Source organism: Christiangramia flava JLT2011, from assembly GCF_001951155.1.
Lineage (GTDB): Bacteria > Bacteroidota > Bacteroidia > Flavobacteriales > Flavobacteriaceae > Christiangramia > Christiangramia flava.
Map to the genome: position 1 here is coordinate 3,789,599 of NZ_CP016359.1, position 19,809 is coordinate 3,809,407.

General features: G+C 39.8%; 15 protein-coding genes. 9 read left to right on the forward strand and 6 right to left on the reverse strand.

The features are described 5' to 3' along the window. Positions 1–13: 13 nt before the first annotated feature. From GRFL_RS16930 to GRFL_RS16955, 6 genes are all read right to left on the reverse strand, one after another. On the reverse strand, positions 14–451 hold the full coding sequence (locus GRFL_RS16930; RefSeq protein WP_083646241.1) for a Fur family transcriptional regulator: 438 nt from the start codon (positions 449–451) through the stop codon (positions 14–16). After that, on the reverse strand, positions 444–800 hold the full coding sequence (locus GRFL_RS16935; protein WP_083646243.1) for a P-II family nitrogen regulator: 357 nt from the start codon (positions 798–800) through the stop codon (positions 444–446). Before GRFL_RS16935 ends, GRFL_RS16930 begins: the two co-directional genes overlap by 8 nt. Positions 801–896: 96 nt before the next feature. Next, positions 897–2,153, reverse strand: coding sequence for an efflux RND transporter periplasmic adaptor subunit (locus tag GRFL_RS16940; protein ID WP_236995831.1), 1,257 nt, complete (start codon positions 2,151–2,153; stop codon positions 897–899). 21 nt (positions 2,154–2,174) lie between these two features. Beyond that, positions 2,175–6,608, reverse strand: coding sequence for a CusA/CzcA family heavy metal efflux RND transporter (locus tag GRFL_RS16945; protein WP_083645718.1), 4,434 nt, complete (start codon positions 6,606–6,608; stop codon positions 2,175–2,177). Between the two features lie 127 nt (positions 6,609–6,735). Beyond that, positions 6,736–7,062 (reverse strand): DUF6660 family protein, encoded by a 327-nt coding sequence (locus GRFL_RS18375; protein ID WP_341475757.1) that lies wholly within the window; start codon positions 7,060–7,062, stop codon positions 6,736–6,738. A 299-nt stretch (positions 7,063–7,361) separates the two neighbouring features. Beyond that, complete coding sequence (locus GRFL_RS16955) at positions 7,362–8,627, reverse strand: thiolase family protein (RefSeq protein ID WP_173850093.1); 1,266 nt, start codon at positions 8,625–8,627, stop codon at positions 7,362–7,364. Between the two features lie 133 nt (positions 8,628–8,760). Here GRFL_RS16955 and GRFL_RS16960 point away from each other — a divergent pair, with 133 nt between their 5' ends. The 9 genes from GRFL_RS16960 (at position 8,761) to GRFL_RS17005 (ending at position 19,807) form a co-directional block, all read left to right on the forward strand. After that, positions 8,761–9,177 carry an HYC_CC_PP family protein gene (locus tag GRFL_RS16960; protein ID WP_083645720.1) on the forward strand — a complete coding sequence of 139 codons (417 nt, stop codon included), beginning with the start codon at positions 8,761–8,763 and terminating at the stop codon, positions 9,175–9,177. A 108-nt stretch (positions 9,178–9,285) separates the two neighbouring features. Next, entirely contained in the window at positions 9,286–13,026 is a 3,741-nt protein-coding gene (locus tag GRFL_RS16965; protein WP_083645721.1) for an efflux RND transporter permease subunit, read from the forward strand. Then, positions 13,023–14,243, forward strand: a complete 1,221-nt coding sequence (locus GRFL_RS16970) for a TolC family protein (RefSeq protein ID WP_083645722.1) — start codon at positions 13,023–13,025, stop codon at positions 14,241–14,243. Before GRFL_RS16965 ends, GRFL_RS16970 begins: the two co-directional genes overlap by 4 nt. Positions 14,244–14,271: 28 nt before the next feature. Next, a complete protein-coding gene (locus GRFL_RS16975; protein ID WP_083645723.1) occupies positions 14,272–16,131 on the forward strand; it encodes an efflux RND transporter periplasmic adaptor subunit in 1,860 nt (619 codons plus the stop codon). A 25-nt stretch (positions 16,132–16,156) separates the two neighbouring features. Beyond that, positions 16,157–16,729 (forward strand): helix-turn-helix domain-containing protein, encoded by a 573-nt coding sequence (locus GRFL_RS16980; RefSeq protein ID WP_083645724.1) that lies wholly within the window; start codon positions 16,157–16,159, stop codon positions 16,727–16,729. An 81-nt stretch (positions 16,730–16,810) separates the two neighbouring features. After that, complete coding sequence (locus tag GRFL_RS16985) at positions 16,811–17,335, forward strand: DUF3347 domain-containing protein (RefSeq protein ID WP_083645725.1); 525 nt, start codon at positions 16,811–16,813, stop codon at positions 17,333–17,335. A gap of 80 nt (positions 17,336–17,415) precedes the next feature. Then, positions 17,416–18,759 (forward strand): MBL fold metallo-hydrolase, encoded by a 1,344-nt coding sequence (locus GRFL_RS16990; RefSeq protein ID WP_083645726.1) that lies wholly within the window; start codon positions 17,416–17,418, stop codon positions 18,757–18,759. A 69-nt stretch (positions 18,760–18,828) separates the two neighbouring features. Next, positions 18,829–19,281, forward strand: a complete 453-nt coding sequence (locus GRFL_RS16995; protein WP_139839208.1) for a hypothetical protein — start codon at positions 18,829–18,831, stop codon at positions 19,279–19,281. Between the two features lie 184 nt (positions 19,282–19,465). Next, positions 19,466–19,807 (forward strand): P-II family nitrogen regulator, encoded by a 342-nt coding sequence (locus GRFL_RS17005; protein ID WP_083645729.1) that lies wholly within the window; start codon positions 19,466–19,468, stop codon positions 19,805–19,807. The last annotated feature ends 2 nt before the right edge of the window (positions 19,808–19,809 follow it).

Below are 19,809 nucleotides of genomic sequence, written 5' to 3' on the forward strand. Positions count from 1 at the left end.
ATATTTTAAAAAGTTATTTATTTCCAGGACTATTTTTAAAACCATTACATTTATGGCACACTCCTTTTACCACCAGATTGATATCTTCCGCCAGGTACCCTTGGGGCAGATTAATTGACGGTATTTTATGATCAGTCAAACAAACAGTTTCATTACAGTGGTTACAATGAAAGTGGATGTGTAAATCCTGCTCTACCTCACAGTGACAATCACTTTCACAAAGCGCATATTTAGGTATCCCTGTCCCGTCATCTATCTGGTGGACAATCTCACCAGCTTCAAAGGTGCGCATGGTTCGGGAAATAGTAGTACGGTTTGCTTTGCCAAAATTGTTTTCAATTTCGGTAAGGGTTATTGCCCGGTTCATCCTCGCCATAAATTTATAGATTAGGATACGCATGGCTGTAGGCCGGATATTTTGAGCTTCTAAAATTATTTCTACATCATTCATTTTCATTATGACTTGGCCCGAAACGCTTCAGGGATTCTCCGTTTTTTATTCGAAAAGCATCTTCAACATCGGAAAGATAAATGATCCCGTCCCCTGGGTCAGGGGTCTTGCCGTTTTCCGTGATGATATCGATTGCGGATTGCGCCTCTTCGTTCTGGCAGACGAGTTCCAGTTTTACCACCGGGCTGTCAGTCACGTGAAAATCAAGAGAGGGTTTGGCCCCCTTGGCCTTGAACGCCCCGGTGCCTTCTGCCTGTGAAATGGTCATACTTTTAAATCCCATTTCACTTAAGGCTTCAATTACCTTCTGAACCCTTTTTGGTTTTATAAATGCTTTGATTTCTTTCATTTTTATATTATTTAGGTTCCGTATTAAGGATGAACCCTTTGTAATTTTAATCAAGACAAACATTTTACAAAGAGTCCATCCATCATATTTTATTTATTAATGTCCATGGGAAGTTTGGCTCTTTTGCATTTCAGAAATCAGGTAATAGGCATTGTTATAAGCAACCAAAGCCCCTTCTGGTAAGGGTTCCAGCAATTTAATTTCAACCCAGCCATCTTCGTTTATCCCAGTTCTTACCTGCACTGGTTTTAGTTCCCACTCGGTTTTACCGTCTTCCTGATGTTTTTCAGCTATAAAGATGTAAGGATTTCCCTCTTCTTCTATTAATGCGTCTTCAGGTAAGGCGGGTACTGCTGCTTCCCCGGTACGGATTTTCCCATTTATATACATTCCCGGAATAAGGTAATCTTCCTTATTATCGATTTCAGCATGTACATGAACGGCTTTTGGATTCTGTTCAAATTGTTTGCCTACTGAATAGATTTTACCGGTAAGGTCGCTATCGGGAACGGATTCCAGGCTAAAAGAAATCTTTTGCCCTTCTTTCACCTTGTAAATATCTTTTTCAAAAACCATTAGATCGGCATGTACGTGCTCATTATCTACTATCATAAACATTCCGGTTTGGGGTTCTACATATTGACCCACCTGAACTTTCACTTTTTCTACATACCCGGCAATAGGGCTGGTTACCGGGACCTTTTCATAAAGGTCCCCATTCCTTACCTGTGTCGGACTTAAGTTTAATTGCCGAATTTGGGACTCATAGCCGGTTACTTCCCCTTTAACCGATTGGTAATCTGACCGGGTTTGCTGAAAAGTCTTACCTGAACCCACTTCAGCTTCATATAACCGTTTTTGCCTGTTAAACTCATCTTCTAAAAATTGCATTCGGTTAAATGCATTAATATAATCTGTTTGAATCCTGGTTAGATCGGGATGGGAGAGGTAAGCCAGTACCTGCCCTTTATTTACCTTATCCCCTTCAATAACTTTTATAGAGGTAACATTACCGCCCAGAATAGCGGTAACGGTAGCTTCGTACTGCGGGGGAACTTCCAGCTGACCATTAGCCTCCACAATTCCCGAAAGCGCTTTTTTGGGTAAGGTATCCACCTTTATCCCTAAACTATTGAATTTCAATTCTGAAAGGTGAACCGAACGCATCCCTCCCTCTTCTTCCGAGTGGCCTTCTTCTCCTTCCTCTTCCTCGTTGTGATCTTCCCCTGTCTCAGTATTTGAAGATGCTGTATCCTGAGAAGTGACTTCGCCTGTATCTGGGTTTTCTTTACATGCATACACCATGCTTAGTATTAGGGCAAGCATTATAAATTTTACTGATCTTGTTTTCATATCGTTTTTCTTAGGTATTTTTTAGTTTGAATTTTTCAGGTAATATTCGAGTTGATAACGGCTATCGAGATAATCGTTAAAAGCACTCCAGGAGTTTACTTCAATACGGATTGCATCCCTTATGTTCTGCAGGAAGGTCACATAATCTATAGCCCCTTCCTTAAAGGCCAGCACAGCTCCATCCTGTTGTTCTTTAGCTAGGGGAAGTGCTTCCTCCTTATAGTAGTTCCACGAGTTTCGCCATTTAATATATTCTTCACGCATATTTTTATATGCCGTTTCCAATTCGAGTTTGTCCTGATAAAAATTTTGTTCTGCAATCCTGCGATTCACTTTTGCTTCCTGAGTGCGGCCCAATTCAGGACCAAAGAAGACGGGAATCTGTATTCCAAACTGATATTGGTAAAAACCAGGCTGCCCATTCACTTCCTGCCTGGAATATTGTCCCTGAAGTTTGGGCAGGAATTCTGATTTTCTTTCCCTGGTAACGGCTTTCGCCACTTCTACCCTTTGTTCCGATACTCTTAGCAAGGGATGGTTTTCCAGGGATTCCAGTAGGAAATTTAAGGGTGTATCCAATGCTTCGGCAGGTAAATTGGGTACATCGTACAAGGTGTCGGACACAAACCATAGATTTAAGCGTTGCAGAGCGGTCACGTAATCCCGAAAAGCCTGTTCCAGCTGGATCTTCACCTCATTTGCCTGGTTTGAGGTGGCCAGATATTCCAATTTAGAAGTGGCTTCTGTCTCATACCTGATCCGGGCAGCCCTTTCAATATCTTCAAAAATAGAATCCATCTTTTTATAGACCTGAAAGGTTCTCTTCTGAGCATAAACAGCAGCCCAGGCACGGCTTACTTCCCTTTCTATCCCAATACTGGTAAGGTCTAACGCATTTTCTGCCAGAGCTACCCGTTCCTCTTGTAATTTCAATCTGGGAACGATTCCGAAGATATCAATCCCCTGTTGTTGGACCCCTACTTTTGTATAAACACCATCAGATCCATTTCCAACTTCTTCCTTTCCGGTAAAAATCTGGGTATTTCCCAATTCATAGGCTGTTTTACGCAACACCTCTTCACTTTTTATTTCCAGTTGGGCTGCTTTCAATTGCGGATAGTTTTTAATAGCTAACTCTTTAGCTTCCTCCAAACTGATAGTTTGCAGGGTATCCTGTAGAGGGTATTCATAGGAAGTTGTATCAGTTTGTGCGTTAGCGGTAAAGGTTGCGCTTAGTACTAACCCTACCACTAAAATTGTAACAAATGATCGCGAATTGGAAGAACCGCTTTTGTTTTGTTCTTTCTTCTCCCTTCTTTTCTCTACAAAGGTATACAGTACAGGCAGTACAACGAGAGTGAGTAAAGTCGCTGTAAGCATTCCCCCAATTACCACTGTAGCCAAAGGTCGTTGAACCTCAGCCCCCGCAGATGATGAAAAGGCCATGGGCAAAAAGCCAAAAATATCTGTTGTCGCTGTTAACATAATAGGTCTAATTCGTTCTTTGGTTCCTGTAAAAATCCTCTCTCTTATACTGGTCACTCCTTCTTCTTTTAAGGAATTAAACCGGTTAATGAGTACCAAACCGTTTAAAACTGCTACACCAAATAAAACAATAAAGCCTACCCCTGCTGAAATACTAAAGGGCATATCCCTTAACCAAAGGGCAAATATTCCCCCAATTGCCGCTAATGGAATTGCTATATAAATCATGATGGACTGGGAAAAAGACTGAAGCGCAAAGTATAGCAGTACAAAAATTAGGAACAAGGCGATGGGTACTACGATTTGCAAACGACCTTTTGCCCTTTGAAGGTTCTCGAATTCTCCTCCATAGGTTATATAGTAGCCCGGAGGTAAATCTAATTCTTCATCCAGTTTTTGCTGAATGTCATTCACTACAGATTCCACATCCCTTCCCCGGGCATTTACCCCTACATAGGTCCTGCGGAAAGTATTGTCCCGGGAGATTTGCATAGGGCCGGGAATATAACTAATGTCTGCTACTTCCTTGATTGGCACCTGTGTACCATCAGGGAGGTCTATATAAAGTGTTCTTAAATCATCAATGTTTTGACGGTGGGCCTCATCAAAACGAATAACCATATCAAAACGTTTTTCCCCCTCAAAAATGACCCCTGCAGTACCTCCGGCAAAGGCAGCGCTTATGTAATCATTAATCTTTTCAATATCCAATCCGTATTGGGCAATTTTATCACGATTAAATCGGACCGTCATTTGCGGTAAGCCAGAAGTCCTTTCAGGGTTTACATCTCCCACACCGGGCACTGTTTGAATAATTTCGCCCATCTGATTGGCTTTTTCGGCAAGGACATCAAGGTCTTCGCCGTATAATTTTACCGCTACATCTTCCCGGACACCGGTGAGCAATTCATTGAATCGCAGTTCTACCGGCTGACTAAAAACAAGGTTTACCCCGGTAAGGTCATCATTGAGTTTTTCTTTTATCTTTTCAATCAATGCTTCCTTTGAATCAGCTGAAGTCCACTTATCCATATCCTTTTCCAAGACTATAAACATATCGGCAATATCCATAGGCATGGGGTCGGTAGGAATATCCGCAACTCCAATTCTGGCTACGGCAGTTTTAATTTCTGGAAAATTTTGCAGTAAGATATCTTCTATTTTTGTGGAAACATCGATTGTTTCACTCAACCCACTTCCAGGCCTGATTAACGCCTGCATGGCTATATCACCTTCATCGAGTTGTGGAACAAATTCCCCGCCCATTCTGGAAAAGATTAAACCAGCAACAATAAGTAAGACTACCGCAGCCCCTAATACTATGAACTTTAATCTTAAAGCTCCTTTTAACAAAGGCATATATCCTTTTTGAATACCTCCAATAATTTTATCACTAACTTTCTCCAACCACCGTTCGAACTTACCAAACCAATTCTTTTTATTTTGAATAGGTTTCATGAATAGGGCAGACATCATTGGCACATAGGTAAGGCATAAGAAAATTGCCCCAATCATCGCAAAACCAAAGGTAAAAGCCATTGGCCGGAACATTTTCCCTTCCACTCCTGTAAGAAAAAGAATTGGGGCAAAAACTATAAGGATAATAATTTGGCCGAAGAAGGCAGAACCCATCATTGTACTTCCGGCATCATAGGCCACCTCATCCATTACCCCCTGATTAAATTTTACTTTGCCGGATCGAATCCGTTTTTGTATTTCATACACCGTCCCTTCAATTATAATAACGGCTCCATCAATGATGATTCCAAAATCAATGGCACCCAGGCTCATCAGGTTGGCCCAGACATTGAATTGCTTCATTAATATAAATGCGAAAAGCAGTGACAAAGGAATAGTTGTAGCGGTTATAAGCCCACCTCGTAAACTTCCCAATAATATGACTAGGGCAAAAATCACGATTAATGCGCCTTCTAACAGGTTTTGAGTTACCGTACTGGTTGTCCTCTCAATTAAAACACTTCTATCCAAAAAAGGTTCTATAGATAATCCTTCCGGTAGGGATTGTTCTACCGTTTCCATGCGCTCCTGAACATTGGCAATTACTTTATTGGGATTGGCTCCTTTTAACATCAAAACCATTCCTCCAACAGCCTCGCGGCCATCCTGGGTAAAAGCCCCATAACGTACCTGACTACCAAACTGAACTTCTTCTGCTGCATCACCAATTGTTACTGGTACACCATTTTCAGTCTTGATTACAATTGTTCGTATATCATTAAGCGATCTAACCAAACCTTCACCGCGGATAAAATTAGCCATCTTATTTTTTTCAATATAAGCTCCGCCGGTATTGACATTATTTCTTTGAAGGGCATCAAAAACCTGAGAAATAGAGACGTTCAGAGCATTTAACTTTTCCGGATTAATGGCTATTTCATATTGTTTAATATTACCCCCGAAAGAATTAACCTCTACTACACCATCCACGAGGGTCATTTGACGCTTTACAATCCAATCCTGAATGGTACGTAATTCTGTGGGTGAGTAAACTGTATCATACCCCATTTGAGGTTTAATGGTGTACTGATAAATCTCACCTAGTCCGGTAGTAATTGGGCCCATGGATGGACTTCCAAATTTTTCTGGGATCTGCCCTCTGACTTCGTTAAGTTTTTCCTGTACTAGTTGACGGGGTTTATATATCCCCATATCATCTTCAAAGACGATAGTAACTACCGAAAGTCCGAACCGGGAAACCGATCGTATTTCTGTAACTCCGGGTAAGTTCCCCATGGAAAGTTCTACAGGATAGGTTACAAACTGTTCAATATCTTCGGTAGCCAGATTAGGGGATTGGGTAATCACCTGCACCTGATTGTTAGTAATATCTGGTACCGATCCCAGGTTTACAGTAGACATGGACCAGATACCCACGCCTATAAGTGCCAAAGTAAGTAGGCCAATAATAAATTTATTGTTAATGGAAAATGAAATGATTTTATTAATCATATAAGAAAAATTAATTCAGTTAAACATCTCGATAGTTCCTAGGAAGGAAAATCGATATTGCCCTGATCTCCAGAAAAACCGGAATTAAGGACATAAGTGGATATAATTATCCTATTAAAAAACTGAATTAAACCCTTGGGGGATCTAAAAAGGAAAGAACAGGTTCATCTCCTAAATTATCGAAATGAACAAATGCTTTGGAAGGAATGTCTGTAATCAAAGGTTCAAAATTTGAAGAACCAAAGTCTACAATATGTACATGGCAGCAATGACAACTACAAAATGGTGGACATAAATCTGCTATCTGATTGTGGGAGTGGTCAACATCAATCTCCTGAAAACTAACCGCGGTTATTTCAGAATCTGAAGAGATTACTGAAGAGTCGTTATCGTTACAGGCTAGTAAATTGAGCCCGAACACATATAATGATAATATGAATGCGATTATTTTCACACAACAAAGATAAGAAAATAGGGATGCACAGGGTGTGCAAAAGACTTGTGTGGTAATTCAATAAAAAAATTATGGGAATAAATTCAAATGAAATGGTAACATTATCGGTTTAAAACTTAAGTTAGGCTGCCATTGATGCAATACCAGTTTCAGGTTATTCAACAATTTGCAGAGATTAAGAAAAGTTGGAAAAATTTAATTTATAATAATAAATCGACTAAAATAGTGTAGAATCCAACCTTTAGTATGATAATACAAAGTGGTAAACCTAGTTTATAGTTATCACTCAGGAATTCCAGTTAAGATTCCAATAACATCACCGTTCCCAGTCCACCATCTGCACAGACACTGACGACTGCTTTCTTGCCGGGTCCCATTAATGTCAATTCCTTAATAGCCTGATTTATAATCCTTGCACCAGTCGCGCCGAAAGGATGGCCAATTGCAATACTCCCACCATTTGGATTGAGATGGTCCCAAGGGAACGCTCCAAAATCGAATGAAACCCCCACCTTCTTTAGGTGGTTTTTATCCTTAAGCAATTTAATGTTAGCCACCACCTGGGCCCCAAAGGCTTCGTGAATTTCCCATAGGTCGATATCATCATAACGAAGTTTATGTCTTTCTAACAATCTGGGAATGGCAAAAGTAGTAGCCATCAAGAGTCCTTCTTTTTCAATATTTACCGCGGCAATTTCCCAGTCTATTAATTGAGCAGCATAGGAGTTGGCAGAAAATTTATCTTTTACCTTAGAACCACATACCCATAAGCCTGCGGCACCATCCGTCAACAAGGAAGAATTACCCGCAGTTATAGACCCTTTCCCTGATTCCTTATCAAATACGGGATTTAGTTTGGTTAACTGTTCTAAACTGGTATTTTCTCTGGGAATTTTATCCTCTTCAATACCATTGAGGGGTAAAACCAAGTCATTAAAAAAACCTTTATTCCTTCCTTTTATATAATTTTGATGGCTTTTTAGGGCTATTTCGTCTTGTCGCTCTCTATCGATTTGAAGGCGTTTTGTAGTAATTTCGGAATGTTCACCCATACTCAAACCAGTTGTCCTGTTGGTAACACTAGGAATAAACAATTTAATATCCCCAAAACTCAAATCTTTTAATTTTGAAAATTTATCTGCAAGGGTCCTGCTTTGGAAGAACCTCCGCAGCCAATCGGAAAAATTCTGGTTCAGTCCTAATTGGACCCGGCTCATACTTTCTACCCCTCCCACCAAGGCAACTTCCTCTTCGGTTATCAATCCGGCGGCTTCTATGGCTGCCATCATACTGGTACTACAGGCCATAATCGTGGTAAATGCCGGAATACTTTGATCTAAACCAGCATCCATAAGAATCTCGCGGGCAAGATTGCTATAACCAAGATTCGGTGCTACCGAACCCCACACAAAAAAATCAGGAGATATAAGATCTCTCTTGACCATTTCCTGGACCAAAGGAATTGACAACTGAAGGGCGTCTTTATCTTTGAACTCTTTATCGACCTTAGCGAAAGGTGTTCTCAAACCGGCGATCAACCATATAGTATCATTTGTTTTTTTCATACAAGCCAGATTAAATATTGTATGTATATTACATCCTTTTCTGAAATTTGAAAATGTTTTTTGAAAGGTTTAACAACCCTGTTCGTCTGAATTTTTGTTTATATACCTACTTTAAGTATATTTGCATTTCATAATGAAAAAATTTTTTCAAAAAATATTATCCATTAGTCTGGCATTAATTGTATTTCTTTCCACAATGTCTTTTACTGTGGTAAGCAATTACTGTGCGGATGTTTTGGTGGATTATTCGTTTTTTGATAATGCATCCTGGTGTAATGAGATGCCGGATGATTCCTTCTCTAAGGTTTGTGAGATTTCAGAAGTGCCATGTTGCAGCAGTGATCAATTTGTTGTTGAAGGTATGGATGATCTACAAATGAATTCTGTTGAATCTTTGACTTTTGATCAACAACTTTTTGTTGCAACTTTTACTTATTCTTTTGTAAACCTATTTGAAGTTGGGGATAAGGAGACTATTCCTTTTGCTAATTATACTCCACCACTGCTGGTCAAGGATATTCTTTTACTTGATCAGACTTTCCTAATTTGATTATTAAGTAATACTACATCATGCCCTTCAGAATTTTCTGCATTGGGCTAATCTTTTTTTGCTTATAATTTTAAGCGCGATTACCGTAATTACTTAACAATCAATAATATGCTCAATAAAAGTATTAAGTTTTTAATTGAGAATAAGCTTGTTGCTGTTTTGCTGCTAGCCTTATTCGTAGGTTGGGGAATTGTAAATTCTCCTTTTAATTGGGACACCGGAGTATTGCCCAGTGATTCTGTAGCTGTCGATGCTATTCCAGATATTGGTGAAAATCAACAAATTGTTTATACAAAATGGGATGGGAGATCACCCCAGGATATTGAAGATCAAATAACTTACCCTCTAACTACCTCCCTACTGGGAATACCGGGCGTGAAAACCATTCGAAGTTCTTCCATGTTTGGCTTTTCAGCTATTTATATCATTTTTGAGGAAGATATAGAATTCTATTGGAGTCGTAGTCGAATTCTGGAAAAGCTAAATTCCCTACCCAGTGGTTTATTGCCAGATGGCGTCAATCCTTCTCTAGGACCTGATGCTACCGGGTTAGGTCAAATATTCTGGTATACTCTGGAAGGTCGTGACCAGGATGGTAACGTAACCGGAGGTTGGGATTTAAATGAACTAAGAAATATACAGGATTTCTATGTTAAATATGCTCTTTCCGGTGCCAGCGGCGTATCAGAAGTTTCTTCAGTTGGGGGATTTGTACAGGAATACCAGATAGATGTAGATCCTGAACTAATGCGTCAATACAATATCAGCCTGGAGCAGGTTGTAAAAGCCACCAGACAGAGTAACGAAGATATTGGTGCCCAGACACTGGAAATAAATAAGGCTGAATATTTGGTTCGGGGATTGGGCTATATAAAATCCATTCAGGACATAGAGAATACTGTTATAACGTCTGAAGATTATGTCTCTGTTAGAATAAAGGACATCGCTAAGGTAAATTTAGGTCCTAAGACGCGTCGTGGGATTCTGGATAAAGAAGGAGCAGAAGTTGTCGGGGGGGTTGTTGTAGCCCGGTATGGAGCAAATCCCTTAGAGGTGATCAATAATGTTAAAGACCAAATTAATGAAATTAGCTCCGGATTGCCGACGAAGGAATTAGCTGACGGAAGGACATCCCAGGTGACTATAGTTCCTTTTTATGATCGCACTGAGCTAATTCAGGAGACCATTGGAACCTTAAATGAAGCTCTTACCATGGAGATCCTTATCACAGTGTTGGTGATCATTATCATGGTCTTTAATCTTCGTGCTTCTATACTAATATCGGGGCTTTTACCGGTAGCTGTGTTAATGGTTTTTATCTCAATGAAGCTTTTTGGCGTTCCGGCCAACATCGTCGCTTTATCGGGGATTGCAATTGCCATTGGCACTATGGTGGATGTCGGGGTTATTTTGTCGGAGAATATCATTCGGCATCTTGAGGAAGACAGGGAGAAACTGTCAATAAATGAAATTGTTTACAATGCCACCGCTGAAGTTTCAGGTGCTATACTCACAGCTGTTTTAACTACTATTATTAGTTTCATACCTGTTTTTACAATGATTGGTGCCGAAGGAAAATTATTTAGACCTCTGGCTTTTACCAAAACCATGGCGTTAACGGCTTCACTTGTGGTTGCATTATTTTTAATTCCCCCTTTCGCCGCAGTATTTTTTAAAAAGAGGAATGTTAAGAATATGGCAGGCTTAACCGTAAATAGCGTAATAATAGCCTTGGGAATAATAGCGCTTTTCTTTGGATATATATTAGGAATAGTACTTATTGCGTTTGGTGTTACAGGCGTTCTACTATTAAAAAAGAAAATATCACCGAAACGTTCTAATCTGATAAATATAGTAATTTCTGCAACCGCTATTGTTTATTTACTGGCGGCATATTGGCGACCATTAGGTGTAGAAAAAAGTATCTTTTGGAATCTCATTTTCGTAAGTGTTATTGCATTTGGATTACTGGGTACTTTCGCCCTCTTTAGAAGATTTTATACCCGTATTTTACGATGGGCACTGCGTAATAAAATTTTATTTCTTTCGGTACCAACGGTCATAGTTATTCTCGGAGTATTGATCATGCAGAATACAGGTAAGGAATTCATGCCTTCCCTCAATGAAGGATCTTTTCTGTTAATGCCCACATCAATGCCCCACGCCGGAGTGGAAGAAAACAAACGTATTCTGCAACAACTGGATATGGCTGTAGCCAACATCCCCGAGGTGAAAACAGCAGTTGGTAAGGCAGGAAGGACTGAATCTGCGCTGGATCCTGCACCACTTTCCATGTATGAAAATATTATTCAATACAAATCTGAATTTATGCTGAATACGGAAAGGGAGCGCCAACGTTACAGGGTGGATGAAAATGGTGCTTTTATTTTAAAAAATAATCAGTTTGCAATTAATCCTAACTCTGAAGCCGAAATTGAAAATGAAAAATATTCTGAGGAGGACCTGGTTGATCCTTATAGTCTTTCTGCCGATGATTTAATTGAAGATGAAGATGGCGAATATTACAGAAACTGGAGACCGGAAATAGAATCTCCCGATGATATTTGGAATGAAATAGTCCGGGTTACAAAAATACCAGGAATTACTTCGGCCCCTAAACTACAACCCATTGAAACTAGGCTTGTGATGTTACAAACAGGAATGAGGGCGCCAATGGGAATTAAGGTGAAAGGACAGGATTTAAGGGAGATTGAAGCATTCGGCCTCAAACTGGAGGAAATAATTAAAGAGGCTGATGGAGTCAAGGATGAAGCTGTATTTGCCGACCGGATTGTAGGGAAACCATATCTTCTTATTGATATAAAACGGGAGCGTTTAGATCGATACGGTATTTCCATAGAAGATGTTCAGCGAACTTTAAAAGTTGCCATTGGAGGAATGCAGATCACTGAAACTGTTGAGGGTCGGGAACGATATGGAGTAAGAGTAAGATATCCTCGTGAACTCAGAGAAGATCCAGAGGATCTGGAAAATATTTATGTACCTGTGGAAGGGGGAAATCCGGTTCCGCTTAACGAAGTGGTTGATATTCGATACGAACAGGGGCCACAAATAATTAAAAGTGAGGATACTTTTTTAATTGGTTACGTTTTATTTGATAAACTGGACGGTTTTGCCGAGGTAGATGTGGTAGAAAACGCCCAGGAAGTCATACAGGAAAAAATCGATTCGGGAGAACTTCAAGTTCCTAAAGGTATAACCTATCGTTTTACGGGTACTTATGAAAATCAGTTACGTGCTGAAAAGACACTTTCTATTGTAGTGCCTTTAGCTTTGATTATCATTTTTTTGATCCTGTATTTTCAGTTTAAATCTGTTTCCACCTCATTAATGGTTTTTACGGGTATTGCGGTGGCATTTGCCGGTGGTTTTCTAATGATCTGGTTCTATGGGCAGGATTGGTTCCTAAATTTCAGTTTATTTGGAGAAAATCTTCGAGATTTATTTCAGATCCATACCATTAATTTAAGTGTGGCGGTCTGGGTAGGGTTTATAGCTTTATTTGGTATCGCCACAGATGACGGGGTTGTTATGGCTACCTATTTAACTCAAACTTTTGATCGGAATGAACCTGAGAACAAAGAAGAAATTAGGGACTCTATAGTCGAAGCCGGGGAAAAAAGGATACGTCCCTGTTTAATGACCACGGCTACTACAATTTTAGCCTTACTGCCTATCCTTACCTCGACAGGTCGCGGTAGCGATATTATGATCCCAATGGCCATACCTAGTTTTGGAGGGATGGTTATCGCTCTAATGACGCTCTTTGTGGTGCCGGTATTGTTCAGTTGGAAAAAAGAATTTGCACTTAAAAGAAGAAACAAATGAGAAATATAATTTTAATAATCGCCCTACTATTCGTGGTCCAGACGCAGGCTCAGGATTTACAGTCCTACATTCAGGTAGCAGTAAAAAACAATCCGGAGATAGAGGCTTTTGAACTTCGTTATAATATTGCCGAAGAAAAGGTGAACGAGGTCAATACTTTGCCCAATACTGAGGTTAGCGCGGGATATTTTGTTAGTGAACCTGAAACCCGAACGGGTGCCCAGACAGCCAGGTTCTCGGTTAAGCAGATGATCCCCTGGTTTGGGACCATTACGGCAAGGGAAAACTATGCTGCCTCTTTGGCTGAAGCCGAATATGTAGACATTACCATTGCCAAAAGGAAATTGGCACTCTCCGTGTCCCAGTCCTATTATCGTTTGTACTCCATCAGGGCAAGGCAACGGGTACTGGAAGAAAACATAGAACTTTTGGACACTTATGAGAGGTTGGCCCTGACCTCCTTGGAAGTTGGTAATGCTTCTGCGGTTGATGTACTACGTCTGCAAATACGGCAAAATGAACTGGTTGAGCGCAAGGAGGTCTTAGGGCAGGATTTTTTGGCCGAGCAAAGTATCTTCAATAACCTTTTAAACCGTGACGAAAGTATGGAAGTCGAGGTATATGATTCGTTGGGCCTTCCTTCAGTAGATCCTATAATTTCTTTAGAGGATCTAAACGTCCACCCTGAATTGTTAAAGTATGATGAACTATACGAATCTGTGGAACAGGCTGAGTTTCTGAACCAAAAAGAATCCCTGCCCGACCTTGGTTTTGGTGTGGACTATGTTGCGGTAACCGAACGTCCAAATATGGATTTCAACGATAATGGCAAAGATATTTTGATGCCTATGGTATCCCTATCCATACCCATATTCAATAACAGGTATAAGTCCATTACAAAGATAAATGAACTGAGGCAACAGGAAATTACGGCCCAAAAGGATGATCGCAGGAACGAGCTGGAAACATTGCTGGAAACCGCTATAAGTGACAGGGAGTCCGCAAGGATAGCTTACAGGATACAGTTGGACAATTTAAAACAGGCGAACGATGCAGAGGAGATTTTGATCAAAAGCTATGAAAGTGCCACTATTGATTTCAACGATGTGCTGGATGTTCAGGAATTACAATTAAAATTCCAGATCAATGGAATCGAATCGGTCAGGAACTATTATGTACAAATGGCCTTGATCAATTATCTAAGTAACAATAACTAATCTGAAAGGATAAAAAATATAAAACAAAATGAAAAAATATAGTATATATATCGGAATAATGATCGGTGGATTGGTGCTGGGGTATTTCCTTTTCGGCGGAGGTTCATCAGAGAAAACAGTGAACAGTGACGAAACGGCCGAAGTTTCGGGCGAACACGATCACGGAAGTGAAAATGGGGAAACTCAAATGTGGACCTGCTCCATGCACCCACAAATAATGTTGCCCGAACCTGGGGACTGCCCTATTTGCGGAATGGATTTAATTCCTGCTGAAGAAGGCTCGGGTGGATTGACAACTGATCAGTTTAAAATGACGAAAAACGCTATGGCCCTTGCCAATGTTCAAACAACCACTATTGGAGGGGGAACGATAGAAAATAATACCCTTGTCCTTTCAGGTAAGATAGCGGAAAATGAAGAATTAAACGCTGTACAGGTTTCTCATTTTGGCGGGAGAATAGAAAAGCTTTATATAAATTTCACCGGAGAACAGGTGAACCGCGGAGAATTACTGGCGACTATTTATTCTCCGGAGCTGGTTTCCGCACAACAAGAATTACTAACAGCTGCGTCTTTAAAGGAGTCCCAGCCAGCACTGTACAAGGCTGTAAGAAATAAATTAAAGTACTGGAAACTTTCTGAAGCACAAATAAATAGCATAGAGAACTCAGGTAAGATTAAGGAAAACTTTCCCGTTTATGCAACAGTATCAGGCACCGTAACCATGAAAATGGCTGAGGAGGGCGATTACGTCAAACAGGGACAGCCTATCTATGAGATAGCCAATCTAAGTTCGGTGTGGGCAATGTTCGATGCATATGAAAACCAGATCGCCGACCTTGAAGAAGGACAGGAGATTTCAATCACTACAAATGCTTACCCTGGTAAGGAATTTAATGCTAAAATAACCTTTATCGATCCCGTATTGAATACTGCATCAAGAACGGTATTGATTCGTGCAGTGTTACCGAACAAAAAAGGCCTGTTTAAGCCTGGGATGTTTGTTCAAGGAAAGGTAATGGGAGTAAGCGACGATGGAAACGAAACCATAACGGTACCAAAAAGTGCGGTACTTTGGACCGGGGAACGCTCTGTTGTCTATATCAGGGTTCAGGGTGAGGAACCTGTATTTGAATTACGGGAAGTGCAGCTGGGCAGGTCCCGAGGCGATCAATATGAAATATTGGGAGGTTTACAATACGGAGATGAAATAGTAACCCAGGGAACTTTTACAGTGGATGCTGCCGCTCAACTGAAAGGTAAAAAATCCATGATGAGCCCTGAAGGTGGTACGCCCGGGGGATCAATGCCCGGGATGAATATGGGCGGTAATGCCAAAGGCCAATTGGATGACAAAGAAATGATCAAGAAGGGTCAGGTAAGCACGGAGAAGTTCCTAGAAGGTAAGGCTTATGATTTTCGTAATGAAACACCCAAAGCCTTTAGGCAGCAATTAGATGATGTTATTGAAGCCTATCTTGCCTTAAAGGAAGGTTTGGTTCTGGCAGATGCTAATGCAACCAAAAAGTACAGTTCAGAACTGATGGAATCCCTGAACAAGTTGGACGGAAATCTACTTAAAGGAGATGCCAAAACATTTTGGGATGAAAAAAAGGATTTCCTCATGCAACATGCGAAACTTTGCCAGGAGGCCCCTTCCATAGATGGAAAACGGGAAAATTTCATCTACCTGTCACAGCCTTTAATTAAAATAGTTGAATCCTTTGGACCTGGCGATGAGACCCTGTATGTGGATTATTGCCCAATGGCCAATAATAATAAGGGTGCCTTCTGGTTAAGTCAATCCGAGGAAATAAGAAACCCTTTTATGAAAGAGGCAATGCGATCCTGTGGAGAAGTGAAACAGGTAATAGATTCAAATAATTAAACTCCTTACTAACACTCAAAAAATCATGGAAAAAGAATTCTATATAAAAAAGATGGTATGTAGGAGTTGTATAAAACTGATAAGGAAAAAACTGAATGATGAGGGTTTTAATATCGTATCACTGGAACTGGGAATTTTGGTAATTGAAACCGAAAACCCTGATGTGGTAAAACATCAACTAAGGGAAATATTGAAAAAGAATGATTTTGATTTAATAGAAAACCCTGAGGAAAAACTGGTGGAACAAATTAAAATTTTACTTATTCAATTAGTAGGGAATGTGCCTGAAAATCCTATTGAGATAAAAATGTCTAAATATTTATCGGATAAGCTGGCTCAGGATTACGCGAGTATGAGCAAAATTTTCTCTTATATCCAGGAAATTACCATCGAAAAATACTTTATAAAATTAAAGATCGAAAAAGTGAAAGAATTAATCCATAGCCAAAATTATAATTTTACAGAAATATCCCATATGCTTGGGTATAGCAACCTTGGCCATTTAAGTATGCAATTTAAAAATGAAACCGGTGTAAGCCTTTCGCACTATAAATCCATGGGTTTGAATTTTAGGAATTCCTTAGACAGAATTTTATAAGAAAAATCCAAAATTTTGGAAATTAAAAATTCTGATTATCAGTATTTTGCAGTATAATTTTTAACATTAAACATTAACAAAATGAAATTTATAAAATTAAGTTTAGCGGCTGTTGCAGCATTTGGCCTTTTCAGTTTTACTACTGCCTGTGACGAAAACACCATGAATCAGATGGAGAATAATAGAATGAATAATATGATGAATGAACATAATATGGAGAATCAATCCCAACAAAAGGACGTTCCTGCCCGAATAGCATATTATATGGAAATTAAGAATGCTTTGGTAGCAGATGATTTTCAAGCAACCCGGGATGCCGCCAAAATCATGGTGGAAAATGATAAGGAATTCACCACCATGGCTAATGCCATAGCGAATTCAGCTGATTTAATGGAACAGCGAAAAAATTTCAAAAAATTGTCGGCTGCAATTTATAAAGATGTCAATGATAATGAAATCAATACCACACTTTATTGGAATCGGTGCCCCATGGCAATGGGAGGCGAAGGTGCCAATTGGTTAAGTATGCAGGAAAAGATCCAAAACCCATATATGGGGCAGAAAATGCCCGGATGTGGTTCTGTAAAGGAAACTCTTAAAAAGTAATAGGAAGTCCTGTTGAAGGGTAAGAGGTTCATTAGGATTTCTTGCCCTTTCTTCAGGCACTATCCCCCAGTAGAATAATTATGAATGCTAAAATAGAAAGATTTTACGATGAAGATTTAGCCCACGCATCCTATACTATTTTAAGCAGCGATGAAATAGTATTGATCGACCCTGCAAGAAACCCCCAACCCTATTACGATTTTGCCAAAAAGCACAATGCCAATATTATTGCAGTAATTGAGACCCATTTGCATGCCGATTTTGTTAGTAGCCATTTGCAGATTCAGAAGGAAAAAGGAGCAGTTATTTATGCCAGTAAGTTTGCTGATGCCAAATATTCTCATATTAGCTTCGATCAGGATGATGTCCTGGCACTTGGCAAAATTGAATTGAAAGCCCTAAACACTCCGGGACATTCCCCCGACAGTATTTGCATTTTGCTTTTAGATGAACAGGACACCCAACAGGCCGTTTTTACAGGAGATACGTTATTCGTTGGGGACGTAGGCCGGCCTGACCTTCGCGAAGAAGATGGGGATTTGGCCACACAGGAAAAAGAAATGGCCCGTCAAATGTATTTCTCAACTCGTAACGTATTGATGAAATTGGGTAAAGACGTGGAAGTGTATCCTGCTCATGGTGCAGGATCCCTTTGTGGCAAAAACATAAGTAGTGACCTATCCAGTACGATTGGACGCGAATTGAAAAGGAACCCCGCATTACAGCCTATGGATGAAGATACTTTTATTGATTTTCTACTGGAGGATCAGCCTTTCATCCCAAAATATTTCAAACATGATGTTTCCTTAAATAGAAATGGTGCTGATTCATTTGAAGAAAGCATAAATTCCATACCCTTAGCTGAAAATGAAACATTTCAGGGTGGTATCGCGATCATCGATGCCCGTTCCCAGCAAGAGTTCAAATCAGGTCATCACCAGGGCGCAATAAATATAGCCGCCGGTGGTAAGTTTGAAACCTGGTTGGGCACTATTTTATCGCCTAAAGAACCATTCTATCTCGTAGCGGAAAACAAAGAAATCCTGAAAAAACTATTGGAGAAGACCGCAAAGATTGGATATGAAAAAAACATCAAAGCGGCCCTGACAAGTTTCGCTAATGCTAAAAGCAAGGAACCACAATTGGATGTGGATCATTTCAAATCACATAAACGGGATTATCAGATTCTGGATGTACGCAATGATGCGGAACTGGAAAACGGAAAGATTTTCAAAGGGGCTATTCACATTCCTCTTCCCGAATTGGAGGATGGATTGCAGAAAATTGACACTAATAAATCTGTAGTAGTCCATTGCGCCAGTGGCTATCGGTCTGCCATAGCCGCAAGCCTGATAAAAAATATGCTTCCGGACACTAGAGTATATGATCTTGGAACGGCTGTTAAAAATTTTAAATCAGATTAATTTAATCTGGGAAAACTCAAAATAATTCAATATTAACACTTAATAAATTACAACAAAATGAAAAATTTAATGAAGAACACCATCACAGTACTGGTTTTGGCGGTAACGATGTCAACAGGCCTGTATGCACAAGACAATAAAACAATGTCCAAAATGATGGAGGACGATCAAAAGAAAGAACAAGTGTATACAGCTATAATGCAGGATCCTGAATTGAAAAAAGAGATGATGCAACGTATGATGAAGGATGCCAAAAAAGATTCGACTTCCTGTAAAATGATGGGTGATATGATGATGAAGGACGGTCATATGAAGGATATGATGATGGGAAAAATGATGGACGGTGCCTCAGAGGATGACGGGATGTGCAAGAAAATGTGCATGATGATGATGGACAATGATAAAATGATGGATATGATGGATAAAATGAAAGATAAGAAATCAATGGACTCCATGGATAAGAATGAAAAATCTGTCAAGAAAGATCATAATATGGAGATGCACAAAAACGATAATCAATGAAAATGAACCGGATGATGAAATGGATGATCCTGGGCTGCATACTGGTCCTGGTCTTCTTTTTTATTTGGCCATTTTTAGACATCCGGAGCCACAGTGACTGGCTCTTCTTTGGAAGTATATTTTTATTAGTTGTTTGTATTTTACCAATGCTTACCATGAATAAGAAAAATCAAGATAAATAACCATGAGGGAAGTTAAAGCATTTATACGTGAAAAAAGGGCAAACGAGGTCATGCAGGCTTTGCGGGCCGAAGGTTTTAAGAGCTTAACCGTTTCTGAAGCGGAGGGTACCGGAAACTATACTAAAAAAAGTGATTCGCCTTCACTTCGCTTTCCATTGGCCCACAGTAAAATGTCCAAACTGGAAATCGTATGTAAAAAAGAAGATGTAGAAAACATAGTTCAGGTGATTCATGAACATGGTGGGAAGGGCGAAAAGGGCGAAGGCCTTATTTATGTTTCCGAAGTGCTTGAAATTTACAAAGTAAGAACGGGCAAATTAAGTAAGGAAGATATAGAACTATAAAT

What these genes read in the sequence shown, in the direction of transcription:
- GRFL_RS16930 (WP_083646241.1), bottom strand. Translation starts at nt 451, where the DNA reads ATGAATGATGTAGAAATAATTTTAGAAGCTCAAAATATCCGGCCTACA.
- GRFL_RS16935 (WP_083646243.1), bottom strand. Translation starts at nt 800, where the DNA reads ATGAAAGAAATCAAAGCATTTATAAAACCAAAAAGGGTTCAGAAGGTA.
- GRFL_RS16940 (WP_236995831.1), bottom strand. Translation starts at nt 2,153, where the DNA reads ATGAAAACAAGATCAGTAAAATTTATAATGCTTGCCCTAATACTAAGC.
- GRFL_RS16945 (WP_083645718.1), bottom strand. Translation starts at nt 6,608, where the DNA reads ATGATTAATAAAATCATTTCATTTTCCATTAACAATAAATTTATTATT.
- GRFL_RS16955 (WP_173850093.1), bottom strand. Translation starts at nt 8,627, where the DNA reads ATGAAAAAAACAAATGATACTATATGGTTGATCGCCGGTTTGAGAACA.
- GRFL_RS16960 (WP_083645720.1), top strand. Translation starts at nt 8,761, where the DNA reads ATGAAAAAATTTTTTCAAAAAATATTATCCATTAGTCTGGCATTAATT.
- GRFL_RS16965 (WP_083645721.1), top strand. Translation starts at nt 9,286, where the DNA reads ATGCTCAATAAAAGTATTAAGTTTTTAATTGAGAATAAGCTTGTTGCT.
- GRFL_RS16970 (WP_083645722.1), top strand. Translation starts at nt 13,023, where the DNA reads ATGAGAAATATAATTTTAATAATCGCCCTACTATTCGTGGTCCAGACG.
- GRFL_RS16975 (WP_083645723.1), top strand. Translation starts at nt 14,272, where the DNA reads ATGAAAAAATATAGTATATATATCGGAATAATGATCGGTGGATTGGTG.
- GRFL_RS16980 (WP_083645724.1), top strand. Translation starts at nt 16,157, where the DNA reads ATGGAAAAAGAATTCTATATAAAAAAGATGGTATGTAGGAGTTGTATA.
- GRFL_RS16985 (WP_083645725.1), top strand. Translation starts at nt 16,811, where the DNA reads ATGAAATTTATAAAATTAAGTTTAGCGGCTGTTGCAGCATTTGGCCTT.
- GRFL_RS16990 (WP_083645726.1), top strand. Translation starts at nt 17,416, where the DNA reads ATGAATGCTAAAATAGAAAGATTTTACGATGAAGATTTAGCCCACGCA.
- GRFL_RS16995 (WP_139839208.1), top strand. Translation starts at nt 18,829, where the DNA reads ATGAAGAACACCATCACAGTACTGGTTTTGGCGGTAACGATGTCAACA.
- GRFL_RS17005 (WP_083645729.1), top strand. Translation starts at nt 19,466, where the DNA reads ATGAGGGAAGTTAAAGCATTTATACGTGAAAAAAGGGCAAACGAGGTC.